This window comes from Actinomycetes bacterium (genome assembly GCA_036510875.1).
Lineage (GTDB): Bacteria > Actinomycetota > Actinomycetes > Prado026 > Prado026 > DATCDE01.
In genome coordinates this window covers 1-14,155 of the sequence record DATCDE010000079.1, presented here as the reverse complement: position 1 = coordinate 14,155, position 14,155 = coordinate 1, and the positions used below count along the sequence as shown (strand labels likewise).

Annotated in this window: 8 protein-coding genes; 5 read left to right on the top strand and 3 right to left on the bottom strand. The window is 73.5% G+C overall.

Annotated elements, in window-relative coordinates; translation table 11 throughout:
• Together VIM19_04370 and VIM19_04365 are read left to right on the top strand one after the other, a co-directional pair.
• Nucleotides 1-4,215: hypothetical protein (locus VIM19_04370; GenBank protein ID HEY5184144.1), on the top strand; the 4,215-nt coding region annotated here is incomplete at its 5' end.
• The gene (locus tag VIM19_04365) at nucleotides 4,212-7,955 is read left to right on the top strand and encodes a hypothetical protein (protein HEY5184143.1); all 3,744 of its coding nucleotides are present in this window, start codon (nucleotides 4,212-4,214) and stop codon (nucleotides 7,953-7,955) included. The genes VIM19_04370 and VIM19_04365, both read left to right, overlap by 4 nt.
• Here the strand turns inward: VIM19_04365 and VIM19_04360 are convergent.
• A complete protein-coding gene (locus VIM19_04360; GenBank protein ID HEY5184142.1) occupies nucleotides 7,945-8,436 on the bottom strand; it encodes a TIGR00725 family protein in 492 nt (163 codons plus the stop codon). The genes VIM19_04365 and VIM19_04360 overlap by 11 nt on opposite strands.
• A 264-nt stretch (nucleotides 8,437-8,700) precedes the next feature.
• Here VIM19_04360 and VIM19_04355 point away from each other — a divergent pair, with 264 nt between their 5' ends.
• Complete coding sequence (locus VIM19_04355; protein ID HEY5184141.1) at nucleotides 8,701-10,071, top strand: tyrosine phenol-lyase; 1,371 nt, start codon at nucleotides 8,701-8,703, stop codon at nucleotides 10,069-10,071.
• Nucleotides 10,072-10,092: 21 nt separating this feature from the next.
• Nucleotides 10,093-11,085 carry an alkaline phosphatase family protein gene (locus tag VIM19_04350; GenBank protein ID HEY5184140.1) on the top strand — a complete coding sequence of 331 codons (993 nt, stop codon included), beginning with the start codon at nucleotides 10,093-10,095 and terminating at the stop codon, nucleotides 11,083-11,085.
• 4 nt (nucleotides 11,086-11,089) lie between these two features.
• Here the strand turns inward: VIM19_04350 and VIM19_04345 are convergent, their stop codons facing one another.
• A complete protein-coding gene (locus tag VIM19_04345) occupies nucleotides 11,090-12,037 on the bottom strand; it encodes a hypothetical protein (protein ID HEY5184139.1) in 948 nt (315 codons plus the stop codon).
• A gap of 164 nt (nucleotides 12,038-12,201) precedes the next feature.
• Here VIM19_04345 and VIM19_04340 point away from each other — a divergent pair, with 164 nt between their 5' ends.
• Nucleotides 12,202-13,278, top strand: coding sequence for a PAS domain-containing protein (locus VIM19_04340; GenBank protein HEY5184138.1), 1,077 nt, complete (start codon nucleotides 12,202-12,204; stop codon nucleotides 13,276-13,278).
• A 359-nt stretch (nucleotides 13,279-13,637) separates the two neighbouring features.
• Here the strand turns inward: VIM19_04340 and VIM19_04335 are convergent.
• Nucleotides 13,638-14,155 (bottom strand): glycosyl transferase (locus VIM19_04335; protein HEY5184137.1); only part of this gene is annotated, 518 nt, incomplete at its 5' end.

Genomic DNA, 14,155 nt, shown 5'->3' with positions numbered 1-14,155 from the left:
GCCGGCATCGTCAAGGTCTCCCTCGACAAGCCGATCACGGTCCGCTACAAGGCGGTCGGCCTGTCCTTCGCCTGGGGCGGCTCCCAGCCGTTCGTGTTCCGCCCGGTGTTCGACCCGGCCAAGGGCTACACGCTGGACATCCCCCAGGGGGCCGTGGTCGCCGACCCGCCGCTGGGCGACCTGCTGCAGGTGCTCGGCACCCGGGTCTCGCGCGACAACCCGGCGTACCTGGAGGTCGAGGTCGGGCTCAACGCCGACCTGGGCATCGTGCACATCGACAAGGCCAGGGTCCGGATGCGGCTGGACGCCCCGGAGCTGCCCCAGCTGACCGCGCTCGGCGCCGGCGTGGACGTGCCCGGCGTCATGCACGGCAGCGGATACCTGTCGGTGAACCCCGGGGACCTCTCGGGCAGCCTCGACCTGTCGCTGGACTCCCTGCAGGTCCGCATCATGGCCTCGCTCAAGGTGGTGACCGACCCGGTCACCGGCGTCTTCGTGGGCCTCGAGGTGGACTTCCCGGTGCCGATCGCGCTGGGCTCGTCCGGCCTGGGGATCTTCGGGTTCCTCGGTGCGGTCGGCGTGAACATGAAGCGGTTGGAGAACCCGGCGGCCGCCGTGCCGGCGCTGGACTGGCTGGTGGGCACCGAGCACGGCAACCCGATCGACGCGGTGGGCTGGGGAGGGTCGGCCGGCTCGTTCGCGCTCGCGCTCGGCGCGCTGCTCGGCACGATGGACGGCGGCTTCATCGTGCACCTCAAGGGTGCGCTGCTGCTGGAGCTGCCAGGACCGCGGCTGCTGCTGATGATGCGCGCAGACCTGCTCTCGCTGCCGCCCGCGCTCGACGACAACAACGCCCAGGCGACGTTCCTGGCGGTCGTCGAGCTCAGCCCGGACGGGCTGACCATCGCGCTGGTCGCGGAGTACGACATCGTCGAGCTGCTGCATATCAAGGTGCCGCTCGCGGCCGGATTCCCGTTCACCGACCCGCAGAACTGGTACGTCGACCTCGGCACCTGGAACGACCCGGTCACCGTGCAGGTGTTCACGGCGCTGTCCGGCAGCGGCTACCTGATGCTGCACGGCAACGGGATCGCGCTGTCCAACCCGCCGCTGCCCGACGTCCCCACCGGCGGCTTCACCATCGCGGCCGGCGCGCACCTGTCGTTCGTGTGGGGCAGCGAGTCGATCGGCCTGTACCTGAAGGTGGCCGGCGGGTTCGACGTCATCGTCTCGTTCGCGCCGTTCGCGCTCGGCGGCAAGATCGTGCTGTCCGGGGAGCTGCGGCTGTTCATCATCAGCATCGGCGCCTCCGCCGAGCTGGACGTGCACTCGGGCCGGCAGGAGCTGCCCGACGGCACCGTGGTGGAGCACACCTACGCCCACGGCCAGATCTGCGGCGAGGTCGACTTCTTCTTCTTCAGCGTCTCCGGGTGCGTTAACTTCACCCTCGGCGACGACAGTGTCCCGACGCCGGACCCGCTGCCGCTGGTGAGCGGCGTCTCGCTGGTGAGCCGGTCGCCCGCCCTCGTCGAGGGCGGCGGGACCGACCGGGCCATCGACGGCAAGATCGCCGAGGCGAGCGAGAGCGGGGCCGGGCCGTCGGTGCCGCTGGACGCGATCCCGGTCCTGCACTTCGACGTGACGCCCAACCTGGTCGGCGGCTTCGGCGTGGGCATGGACCCGGGTCCGGCCACGCTGGTCGGCGCCCCCGGCGGCACGGCCAACCCGTGGGTGAAGCGAGGCCGCCGCTGGTGGCGGTACTCGGTCGAGTCGGTGACCCTGCACGGCGGGCTGAGCGCCGGCGGCCGCCCCGCCGTGTGGTGGGTCCGGACCCCGACCGGTGACCGGCTGCTCGGGGCCAGCCTGGCGCTGCTCGACTGGCTGCCCGACCCGACGCCGCGCGTGGTCCCGTACGGTCAGCAGCTGACCACCGACGTGCACGAGCGGTGGGGCACCGTCTGCGACGACGTGGCGAAGCCGGCGCCGGTGCTGTGGACGTTCCACGACAGCCCGGTCGGACCGTCGGCGGGCGGCTGGCAGCTGGCCGGCGTCCCGTGGCCGGACGACCCGGGAACCGTGCGGTCGACCCCGCCGCCGCTGGGGCTGACCGTCACCGAGCGTTGGCGCTGCGGTGACGCCGACGCCGACCGTCGCCGCGGGATCCTCGCCGCCCGCGTGGTCGGTGGCACGGTTCCCTGCCAGGACAAGCCGGGGCGGGTCGGCCAGCGGCCCACGGCGGCCATGCTGCCGATGCTGTCGCACGCCCAGCCGACCACGGTCGATGTCGCGTCGATGGCCACGGTCGCTGACCTGGTCGGCGCGGGGACGGCGCTGGCCGACGTCAGGGCTGCACTGGCCACCCGGGCGCACGTCGCCGGGCCCGTGGCGGGCCAGGACGAAGGCTGCCCCGGGCGGATCCTGCGCTCCCCGCAGGGGGATGGCAGGGTCCCGATCCAGGCCGGCGACCCGAAGGGGGCGACGGAGGTCGAGGCCGCCTGGAAGGCTCGCGGGTTCGCTCCCGGACCGCTCGTCGACGCGGTGGAGATCACCGCGGCCGGTGGGCTGTCGCAGCTGAGGGCGCTGCTCATGGTCTCCGAGCGGATGCTGCAGAAGGGCCTGGTCGCACGCTTCCTGGACGCCGACGGCGCCGAGCTGGGCACCCGACCGGTGACGAGCGCCGACCTTCTCGGCACGGTGGGTGCCCCGGCCCGATGGATGGACGCCGCCGGGCCGTGGCGTGACCCGGTCGTCCGGGCGGTGCTCATCGGCAACCAGGTCGCGGCGTCCCAGCAGCAGGGTCACCTGTGGGTGTTGCTGCAGACCGACCTGCCCAAGGACACAGTCACCGTCGAGCTCGGCATCGACCCGCGCCTCGACCGACCGGCCGGCACCGGACCGCGCGCCGTCGCGTTCTACGTGGCCGTCGTCGAGGGGCTGGGCGTGGCCGAGCAGCTGCGCTGGTCCTTCGACGAGAGCACGCAGACGTCGAACGTCCAGGCGCTGTCCACGGCGCTGACCGCGGAGCCGGACGACTACGCGCTGCTGACGCCGGGCACTCAGTACCAGGTCGACGTCCGGTGGAACGCGTTCACGATGGACCAGGACGCGCAGCCGCAGATCACCGACGCGGGAACCGCGGCGACGGCGAACCCGGTCACCCAGTCGTTCTTCTTCAGCGGGGACGGGCCGACCGAGGTGCCCGGCCGGCTCGACCCGTGGGTGCTGGCGACCGCGCCGGGGCCGGACGAGAAGGGCGTGTTCTGCGACGACCCGGTGCGGATCACGTTCGCCACGCAGAGTGTGGCGCGGCTGTTCTCCGAGTACGGCGACACCCTGCAGCTGGTCCTGCGGTCCGCGTCCGGGCGGCACCCGAATCCGGACGGCACGTTCACGACGGGCTCGCCACCGGTGCCGGTGGCGCTTCAGCCGCAGGTCCTGGGCACCGGCGGCCTGCGCATCCGTACCCCGTGGGAGGAGGCGGCCTCCGAGCTGGCCGACGGGCTGCCGTGCGTCGACATCTCCGGGACGAAGGACGAGCACGTCGCTGTGGAGATCCCGTTCCCGCTCGACGAACGGACCGACTACCTCGTCGACGTCGAGCGGGTGGGCCCGGACGGCACCGTGCGGGTGTTCCGCCGCGGGTTCACCACCGGGCAGTTCCGCAGCCTGGCGGCGTACGCGCAGTTCCTCGCCTCGGCCCGGCTCGAGCACCGGGCCGTGCCCACCCCAGCGGCGCTGACCGGCCTGCCGACCCAGCCGGCCGGCGAGGCACTGGACGACGCCTTCCGGGCGGCCGGACTGCCGACCCCACAGGTGCCCCGGTTCCCCCTCGTCACGGTGTTGTGGAGCCAGGACCCGCTGCCCCAGCCGGTCGCCGTCGTCCTGGACTCCGCCGATCCGCTGTGGCGTTCGCGGCCGGTGCCCACGCGGGTGACCGGCCCGGTCGACCCGCTCGACCCCACCCATCACTGGTGGGCCAGCGTCGACACGGACTGGCTCGGCCTGACCACGGGCGGCGGTGCCCCGGTCACCCGGGTGGTCCGCGGCGCGGGTGACCAGCGGGCCGTGATTCTGCTCGGCCCCGGCGCTCGCGGCACCGAGCTGGTGCTCGGCCTGCACCAGGCCGCGGACCCGGTGTCCGGTCAGGCGGCCGTCGACATCGGGTGCGGCCGGGCGACGTTCGACCGTGCCCCATGGGAGGACCTCGAGCCATGAGCACTCGATTCGCGGACCCGTGGCTGTTCCACGCGGAGGGGACAGTGGTCAGCTGGCCGCTCCTGGCCCGGCAGGTGGTCGCCGCCCAGACGCCGGGGGCCGAGGATCTGCTCAAGCACGCCGCCGAGGCGGGGACCCAGGTGCAGCTGCGCTGGGCGGTGTCCGACAAGCAGGGGTTGCCGCCGGCCCCGTTCACGGTCTGGACCCGCCGGCCGCACACCAAGCTGCGGAAGCTGGACTACCGGTCCTGGGGCTCCACGGTCGTCGGGGTGGGTGGCACCGAGGTCGGCTGGGGCGGGACGCCGATGGCGTCGGTCACCCTGCAGATCACGGTGGACGACCCCACCCGGGCCGCGGTTGCCCTCGGGTTCATGACGCTGCCCGCGGTCGAGAGCCTTGTCGCCGTGGCCAGCCAGCCGGCCGGGTCCTCGACGGTGTCGCTGACCCTGCGGGCGGGTGCGCTCATCACCGCCTTCGTGGTCAACGGGTCGGTGACTGCGGTCACCGGCGAGACCCTGGCGGACGCCGTCAACGACCGGGCCTGGGAGCAGCTGGAGCGAGTCGGGCTGCCGGTGGTGAAAGGGGACTGGCCCAGCGGGGGATACGACACCTCACCCCAGGGCCTGGTGAGCGCGCCCACCGACCCGGTCAGCGCCGCCGTCGAGCGTCTCAAGCGGGGTGCGCCCGCGTTCGGCTGGTGGCCGGCCACCCAGACCGGGCATCCGGCCCCACCGTGGGGCGCCCCCGACCCGTCCGCGTTCGTGGCCGAGGCTCGGTCCGGTCTGCTCGGTGAGGTCGCGGCCCTGTTCATTCCCGGCGTCGCGCCGCAGGCGCAGGCCGTCGTCCAGCTGCAGGTCACCGGCATGGTCGCCCCGACCCAGGACGGCCGGACGGTGCCGGCCAACACCACGAGCACGCACTACCCGCTGGCCACGCTGCAGCTGGGCACCTCCAGCGACCCGTTCGCCGCGCTCGGGCTCGGCTTCGGCACGGCCTACCCGTTCCAGCAGCAGGCCGCCGTCGGCGACCTTCCCGGGGTGGACTACCTGGTCACGGCGGGCTACCCGCACGGGCTGAGCGGGGCGGGCGGCCCCGAGACCAGCGCCGCCTTCGTGCCGGCCCCCGGCCGGCGGGCGGCCGCTGCCCCGATCTCCGGCCTTGCCGCCGCGCTGGCCGGGCTCGTCGGCCCGGCGGTCCGCGACGGCGAGTGGCGGGAGACGGTGCGGCTGTCCTGGGACCGGGTCGAGCCGACGGCCGGCCTCGGCCGTCCGAGCGCGCACGCGCTGTGCCGGTTCGACCAGGCTGCGGGCTCGCCGGCCGAGGCGCTGCTGGAGAAGCGGGACAGCGGCGGATGGCGCCCGGTGGCGCCGACCCCGCGGCCGCTGCCGCACCCGCCGCACCCGATCGGCTCGTTCTCGGACCGCATCGATTGGAGCACCCAGGCCGAGCCGATCCCGCTCGGCAGCGGTGGCCGGCACGTGGGCTACGGAGTGGCCGTCGGCGACCTCTACGGCGTCTGGTCGCCGTGGCGCGACGTCACCTGGGACGGCGGCGAGCCGCCGCCGCCGGCGCCGCAGGTCGTCTCGGCCCGGCTGGACACCAGCTACACCGGCTCGACCACGTGCCCGTCGACCCTCGAGGTCCATCTTGCGGTCGACTGGAGCGTCCGCACGCCGTCGTCGGTGACGGTGCTCGGGGTGCTGGTCCCGATGGCCGCGGCGAACAGCCTGCTGCCGGCGGGGACGACGGCGCTCGGGCCGGCGCCGGCGGGGGCCAGCCGGCACGACGTCGTCCTCACGGTCGGCGCCCCCGGCCCAGCCGACGGGCTCGTCGTCCCGGCGGGGGCCAGCGTCGACTACCTCGACCGGACCGCGCAGGACGTGGTTGCCGCGCCGGGCGATGCGCTGCAGGGGGCGGAGATCAGGCACTACCGGCTGCGCCTGCCGCTGGACCTCGACTTCGGTGCGGCCGGGCACTACGCCCTCGCGCTGTGGGCGCAGGAGGTCGACAGCGTGCGGACCGGCTCGCCCGGGGCGGCCCCGGTGGTGGCGCGCGTCTCGACGCCGGTCCCGATGACCGTGACGTTCCCGCCGCTGCCGGTCGTGCCGCTGGGCAGCGCACCGGACGCTGCGTCGCTCAGCCACGGCCGGATCAGCTGGCCGGCGTTCGCCGGGGCCGCCACCGTCACCGTCTGGGCCTGCCCGGAGACGGCCCTGCGCAACGCCGCGGGGATCGGCCCGATCGCGGCGGGCGAGCCGCTGTCGGTCCGGTTCGTCGAGCTGCTCGCGGCCTACGACGGGCTGGACGCCACCCGGCAGCGGTCGGTGTTCCGCCGGGAGACCCAGGTCGACGGCACGGCCACCGACGTGCAGGTGACCCTGCCACCCGGGTCCGACGAGATCGTGCTGTACGCCGTCACCGCCACGAACGCGGGCAACGTCGAGTCGGCCTGGCCGGCCACGTCGGACCAGCTGCGGGCGTTCGCCCGCCCGCGCCTCGTGGCGCCGTCCACCCCGGAGCTGGTCGCGGTGGACGCCGGTGGCGGTGCCGCCACGGTCACCGTGACCGTGGGCGGAACCGTGGCGCCGGAGCGGGTCCAGGTGTTCCGGACCCAGGTGGGCGGCGCGGCGACCTCGGTCGACCTGATGGGGCCGGCGGTGGCCGAGTCGACGTCGTTCACCCAGGGTCCGGACGGTCGCTGGTCGGCCGTGCTGACCGACACGCCGGGCAGCTCGTGGCGCACCACCTGGTACCGCGCGGTGGCCTGGGCGCCGGACGTGCCCACCAACGGCGTGGCCGGCGTCCGGTCCGACGGGTCCACCCCGTTCCCGCTGCTGGCCGCGCCGGAGACGGCACCCGACGTGTCGGCGCCGGCGGTCAGCTTCTGGGGCAGCGACCGCGACGGGGTGCTCGCGACCTGGTCGACAGACGTCCCGCCGCAGGCCGGCCGGTTCGGCCCGTCGACGGTACGGGTGCGGGTCGCCCGTACCCTCGCCGCGCCCGCGGACCCGCCCGCAGTGGACCGGGAGGCGCGGCTCGACCAGCTCGCCGTGGACCCGGGCGTTGCTCCACCTGCCACCGTGACGGGTGGAGTCCTGCAGCGGTCGCTGCGCAACGCCGGGCGCACGCCCATGCAGCTGTGGCTGCGCCGCTCCGACCCGTCCGACCTGATGACGCTGATGGTCACGGTGACCGACCCGCTGGGCCGCTCGACGTCGGTCGAAGCCTCGATCCCCGCCGTCCCGCCGGACCCACCACCGGACGTGACCCTCGGCGTTCCGACGCTGCTCGCGGGCGGGGTCGCCGTGCCGTTCACCAGCCAGGTGCCGCTGACGCCGGTGCTGGACGGCGCCTACACGGTCGACGTCTACGCCGCGCACCCCCTCGTGCTGCCGCCGCACCCCGTGGTCGCCCAGCCGCTCCTGCAGCAGATGGTGCCGCCGCTCCCACACCTGGCCCAGCTTCCCGCGGTGTCGCCGCATCTGCCGGGGCCGCACCTCCCGCCGCCGCACTTCCCGCCCGCGCGGCCGTTGCACCTGAGGGTCGCGGTCCCCGACATCCCGATGATCGTCTCCGCGGCGGACATCCCGCCGGGGACCACGATCGGGGTCTTCCGCTCCGCGTTGGCCACCCACCCGCCGCACTACGTGGTGGTCGCGGCGCTCACGTCACCCGTGTCCGTCCGCGTGGTCGTGACGGCACCGGACGGCCAGAGCGCCCAGGCCACGGTCACCGCCTGAGGCGGGACAGCAGTCGATCGACCTGGGTCAACGCGTCCACCACCGAGACGGCGGCCCGCGGGCCGCCGTCCGGCAGCTCCCAGCAGTCGATCGCGACGAGGGGCACGCCGGTGCGCACCGCGAGCGCGACCTCCGACAGCGTGCCCCAGGAGCAGCCCACCGCGACGACGACGTCGGCGGACCGCACGAGCAGCCCGTTGCGCAGCTCGCCCAGCCCGGTGGGCAGGGCGAACGTGTGCGCCGGATCGGCCTCGGCCCGGTCCAGCCCGGGCAGGATCGCGATCGACGTCCCGCCGGCCTCCGCGACGCCGGACGCCGCAGCGGCCATCACCCCGCCGTGCCCTCCGGTGAGGACCACGACACCTCGCTCGGCCAGCCCCCGACCCAGGGCCCGCGCCGCCGCGACCTGCTCGTCGGTGGCCGAGCCGGGCCCGATGACGGCCACGTATCGGCGGGTGGCGGCCGCAGCGTGCTCGGTCATGGCCGGCCGTCCTCAGGCTCCACAAAGGTGGCGTTTCGCAGCATGATGCGGGAGAGGGACGCCGAGAACCCGGGCGTGACGTTGGCCGGAGTCGGGTCGACGCTCACGAGACCACCCTAGGGGTCGGCCGATGTCAGGCAACCGGTACAGCAATTCTGGCATGGTGATGTTCAATCTGTGCAATCTGTTCGCTTGGAAGTGGACAGGTTGTGCACCGCCTGGACTGGCGTCATCATCGGGCTACAGTCGACGAAGGGGACCCCGATGATCAACGCCGAGCCGTACAAGATCAAGGCTGTCGAGCCCCTGCGCCGGACCACCCGGGCGCACCGCCAGGCGGCCATGGATCAGGCCGGGTACAACACCTTCCTGCTGCACAGCGACGACGTCTACATCGACCTGCTCACCGACAGCGGCACCTCGGCGATGAGCGACCGGCAGTGGTCCGCGCTCATGCGCGGCGACGAGGCGTATGCCGGCTCGCGGTCGTTCTACGCCCTCGAGGACGCCGTCCGGGAGATCTACGGGTTCAAGCACGTCGTGCCCACCCACCAGGGCCGCGGAGCCGAGCACCTGATCTCGAAGATCCTGATCAAGGAGGGGCAGTACGTCCCGGGCAACATGTACTTCACCACCACCCGGGCCCACCAGGAGCTGGCCGGCGGCGTCTTCGCCGACGTCATCATCGACGAGGCGCACGACCCGACCGCCCAGCACCCGTTCAAGGGCAACGTCGACGTGGCCAAGCTGCAGCGGCTGATCGACGAGGTCGGACCGGCCGGCATCGCCTACGTCAACCTCGCGGTCACCGTGAACATGGCTGGCGGGCAGCCGGTGTCGATGCAGAACATCCGCGAGGTCAGCGAGCTGTGCCGGCGGCACGACATCCTGCTGTGGTCCGACGCCACCCGCTGCGTCGAGAACTCCTACTTCGTCGCCGAGCGCGAGGAGGGCTACCAGGGCAAGCCGGTCGCCGCGATCCTGCACGAGATGATGTCCTACTTCGACGGCTGCACGATGTCTGGCAAGAAGGACGCGCTGGTCAACATCGGCGGCTTCCTCGCGATGAACGACGAGTCGATCCTGCAGCGGGCCCGTGAGCTGGTCGTGCTGTACGAGGGCATGCCCACCTACGGCGGGCTCGCCGGTCGGGACATGGAGGCCATGGCCCAGGGCATCCTGGAGATGGTGGACGACGACTACATCGCCCACCGCATCCTGCAGGTCCGCTACCTCGGCCAGCAGCTGCTGGACGCCGGCATCCCGATCGTCGAGCCGATCGGCGGCCACGCGGTGTTCCTGGACGCCCGGCGGTTCCTGCCGCACGTCGACCAGGAGCTGTTCCCGGCGCAGGCGCTGGCCGCGCAGCTGTACATCGACAGCGGCGTCCGCTCGATGGAGCGGGGCATCGTCTCCGCCGGCCGGGACTCCAACACCGGCAAGAACCGTCACCCGGCGCTCGAGCTGGTGCGGCTGACCATCCCGCGCCGGGTCTACACCGACCGTCACATGGACGTCGTCGCCGAGTCGGTGCGCACCCTGTGGACCGAGCGCGAGGAGATCCGCGGCCTGCGCCTGGTCTACGAGCCCCCGACGCTGCGGTTCTTCAACGCCCGGTTCGAACCGATCGCCTGATCCCGGGGCACGATGGACGGCGTGCCGCACCGCCGCCGTCCTCGTCGCTCGCCGGCCCTCACCCTGCTCGTCGTCGCGTCCCTGGGCCTGGCGGCCTGCGCAGCGACGACCCCGACCAGCACGCCCGCACCCTGGACCAGCACGACCGTGTCGGCCACGCCGTCCGCTGCGTCCACGGCCGTGGCGCTGAGCGCCAGCCACCCGTGCGTCGGCGCGGCGGTACCGGCGCGCTGGCAGCACGTGGTCTGGATCGTCATGGAGAACAAGGCCGCGGGTGACGTCCTCGAAGCCCCGAGCGCGCCGGGGGAGACCGCGCTGGCCCACGCCTGCGCCAGCGCCTCGGACTACCGGGCCCACACCCACCCGTCGCTGCCGAACTACCTGGCGCTGACCTCCGGCAGCGCGCACGGCGTGCGGGACGACGCCGTGCCGTCGGCGCACCCGATCAGCGGCTCGTCGCTGTTCAGCGAGCTGGCCGACGCCAGGAGCAGCTGGGGCGTCTACGCGGAGAGCATGCCCTCGCCCTGCTTCGGGACCGCGGCCGGCACCTACGCGGTCAAGCACAACCCGGCCGTCTACTACACGAACCTGCGGTCCACCTGCGCGCAGCACGACGTGCCGCTCGGAACGCCGACGTCCGGGGCGTTCGCCGACGGGCTGCGCGCCGGCAGCCTCCCCGCCTTCTCGCTGGTGGTCCCCAACACCTGCAACGACACCCACGACTGCCCGGTCGCGACCGGCGACGCCTGGCTGACCACCTGGCTGCGGACGATCCTGGACAGCCCGACCTACCGGGCCGGGCGCACCGCCGTGTTCGTCACCTGGGACGAGGACGACTCCTCCGGCAGCAACCGGGTGGCGCTCATCGCGGTGGCGCCGTCCATCCGGCCGGGCACCGTCGCCACTGAGGCGTTCGGCCACCTGTCGCTGCTGCACACGACCCAGCAGCTGCTCGGCCTCGAGCCGCTGCTCGCCGCCTCCGCGCCGTCCATGCGCGCGGCGCTGCACCTGTGACCCGTCAGGCCGAGGAGGGGGGTTGGCGGCCGAAGGCGTCGAGGAGCGCGCCCGGCCGGCTGGGGGCGGGGAGCGGGGGGAGCGCGCCGGGACGCAGCGAGGTCCCCTCGGAGCCCCGGATGAGCCGGCCGATCCGGCCGGTGTCCTCGGCCAGCACGACGCCCAGCGCCGCGGCACCGACGAGGACGAAGGCCAGCCCCACGCACCTCGAGACCAGGGCCATGGCCACCCCGAAGAACCCGAACTGCTGCTGGCTCGCGATGATGTTGCGCGGCAGCCACACCGCGGCGCCGATCCCGTACAGGGCGGACCCGACCGAGGTGATGATGGCGCCGGGGAGCAGCACCCGCCAGCGGAGCTGGCTCGGCAGCATGACGCAGTGCGTCCACCACCGCAGGGCGATGGACCCGGCCGCCGCCAGCACGGTCAGCGCCCCGGGCAGGGCCCAGCCGTGCAGGACCCGTCGCAACCCGCCCATGAGCGCCATCAGGACGATGACGCCCACGACCCAGGCCAGGCCGGTCAGCGGCCGGCGCCGGTCTCGGATGGGCGGACGCCGCCAAGCCCGCAGGTAGAGCCGCTGGAGTGCGGTGGTGATCGTGGTCGCGTAGAAGAGGGTGACCAGCAGCCGGATCAGGCTGGTGGCGGACCTGGTCTGGGCACCCGTCGTCAGGGTGGCCTGCACCACCTCCAGGGACGTTCCCGAGAGTCCCAGCCGGTGCACCAGCGACGAGGCCAGGCTGCGCCGCGGCTGATCCGGGAGGTAGGCGGCCACCACGACGAGCGCTGGGAGGAAGGCCACGAACGCCTTCGCGGCGAGGGCCACTGACCGGTCGACGAACTCCATCTCGAGCAGCCGGTCCCACCACCGACCCGGCAGTGACGCCGCGAACCAGGACAGCAGCCGGTCGATCTGCCTGCGGGCGTCCGCCCGGAGATCACCGATGCCCACCCCTGCCGGTCGTGGAGGCCGCAGACCGCCCCTCTCGCCCAGCGTGTCCGGGTGGCCGAGTCGGAGCATCCTTCTCCCGGGATGAGCCGGGGCGCGGCTGAGGGTCCTTCTACCCTCACCACCGTGGCGGGTTCCGGCCATGCTGAGCCTGGAAGGCTCTGACCATGGGCGAGTGGACGGCGTCAGGAGCGGGCGAGCTGTCACCGGAGATCGGCCCGCCGCCCGAGTCGTACCGGTGGCTGGACGCAGCCCCTGACCTGGTGTGGGTGCTCACCCTTGACGGTGTGTGCTTGTACGCGTCGGCGGCCGCGCGCGAGCTGCTGGGGCTGCCTCCGTCCCGCCTGCGCGGACGGCCCCTGAGCGAGGTGGTAGACCCAGAGGACCTGGGCTCCCTCAGCCGGTTCAGGGACCAGCTGTTCAGCTCGGGTGAGCCGGCCCGGTGGGTGCACCGACTTCGTGCCACCGAGGGTCGCGTCGTCTGGGTGGAGAGCTCCGGTCGGATGGCCCGCTGGACCAGTGACGAGGCCGTGATCGTGCTGGTGTCCCGCGACGTCGGCGGCCGGGTGGAGACCGAGCGGCTGGCCGCTGTTGCCGAGCGACGCCGCTGGCTGATCCTCGACTCCCTCCGTGAGGGCGTGATCGTCTTCGACGGGGACCTTCGGGTGCTGTTGATGAACCGGGCCGCCGAGCTCATGCTGCAGCGGGACCGCAGCGCGACCGTCGGCACGACCTGGGAGGTCCGTGGTGGGGTCGACGAGCACGGCGCCGCGCTGCCCAGGCAGGAGCTGCCAGTTCTGAAGGCCCTGGCCACCGGAGTGGCCCAGAAGCGCAGCCTGGCCATCAGGGGGGCGGACGGCGCTCCGGTGTACCTCACCGTGCGGGCCATCCCGATCGGGCTCGAGGGCGGCGGGGCGGCACGCGAGGTGGTCGCCCTCCTCGAGGACGTCGGCGGACCGCGCCCGGTGGAGCAGGCCGAGGCGGGTCGGACGCTACGCGATCTCCCGAGAGTGGTGGAGCACCAGCCGTTGACCGCCAGAGAGCTGGAGGTGCTGGCGCGGCTGGCCGCTGGCCGCGACGTCAAGGAGATCGCCGGCGAGCTGCAGATCAGCGAGCACACGGTTCGCGGTCATGTGAAGGCGATCCTGCAGAAGCTGCACGCCCGGTCCCAGCTGCAGGCGGTGGTCATCGGGCTGCAGACCGGGCTGCTGCGGCCCCAGCCGTACCCCCGATCCGAGGGGTGAGCCGGACGGTGCCCGCGGAAAGGCCCCCCATCTGGGGCTGGGGGATGCGGGCGGGTGACGTCATCCTGGTCACTGGGTGCGGGGTTCCGCGGACTGCTCGGGGAGAGTGACCGACCGATGATGCCCTTGGCAACACACCGGGAGGTCCTCGCAGTCGAGGAGCGGCTGATGCAGGAGTTCGGCTCGCAGGTGCCAGCGGGTTGGGTGATCCGGTGCGTGCAGAGCTGCCTTCGCGCTCAGCTCCGTTCCGGCGCTGACGGGCCGGTCGTGCCAGCCGTCGAAACCCTGGCCCGGGCGCGGTTGGGGGGTACCGCGCTCGGGCCGGGGCAGCTCGGAGCAGCCTGACTCGGACCCGCCGGTCAGCCGGACGTCGATCCTGACGTCGGCTGGGTGAGGTCGTACACCGTGACCCCGCCCACCGTCGCGGCGGTGAAGTTGGCCTCGACCCACTGGCTGATCTGCGGGGTGTCGCTGCTACCACCGTTCTGGGTGCCGAACCCGCCGCCCCCGCCGAGGAAGTAGTGGACCTTGCCCTCGGCGACGTACTGCTGGAACAGCGCCAGCGTCGGGAACGGGTCGCTGCCGTTGAACCCGCCCAGCGCCATGACCGGTCGGTCGGTGGCCAGCTGGTAGCCGGCCGACTGGTTGGCCCCGACCGTGGCGGCCACCCACGTGTAGCTGTCCGCATCGTGCAGCAGCAGCGACACCAGCGCGGAGCTGGGCGTGCTCGCGTCCAGCAGCCCGCCGGCGCCACCGGTGCGCGTCGTCCCGGTCGCCCCGCCGGGGCCGAAGCCCTGCGGCCCGGTGGGCGGGGTCAGGCCCTGAGCGGCCGGACCGCCCTGCGGGAGGGCGCCGCTTAGCGGGAAGGTGCCGCCCT

Coding starts and splice junctions, on each gene's coding strand:
- VIM19_04365 (HEY5184143.1), top strand. CDS start 4,212: ATGAGCACTCGATTCGCGGACCCGTGGCTGTTCCACGCGGAGGGGACA.
- VIM19_04360 (HEY5184142.1), bottom strand. CDS start 8,436: ATGACCGAGCACGCTGCGGCCGCCACCCGCCGATACGTGGCCGTCATC.
- VIM19_04355 (HEY5184141.1), top strand. CDS start 8,701: ATGATCAACGCCGAGCCGTACAAGATCAAGGCTGTCGAGCCCCTGCGC.
- VIM19_04340 (HEY5184138.1), top strand. CDS start 12,202: ATGGGCGAGTGGACGGCGTCAGGAGCGGGCGAGCTGTCACCGGAGATC.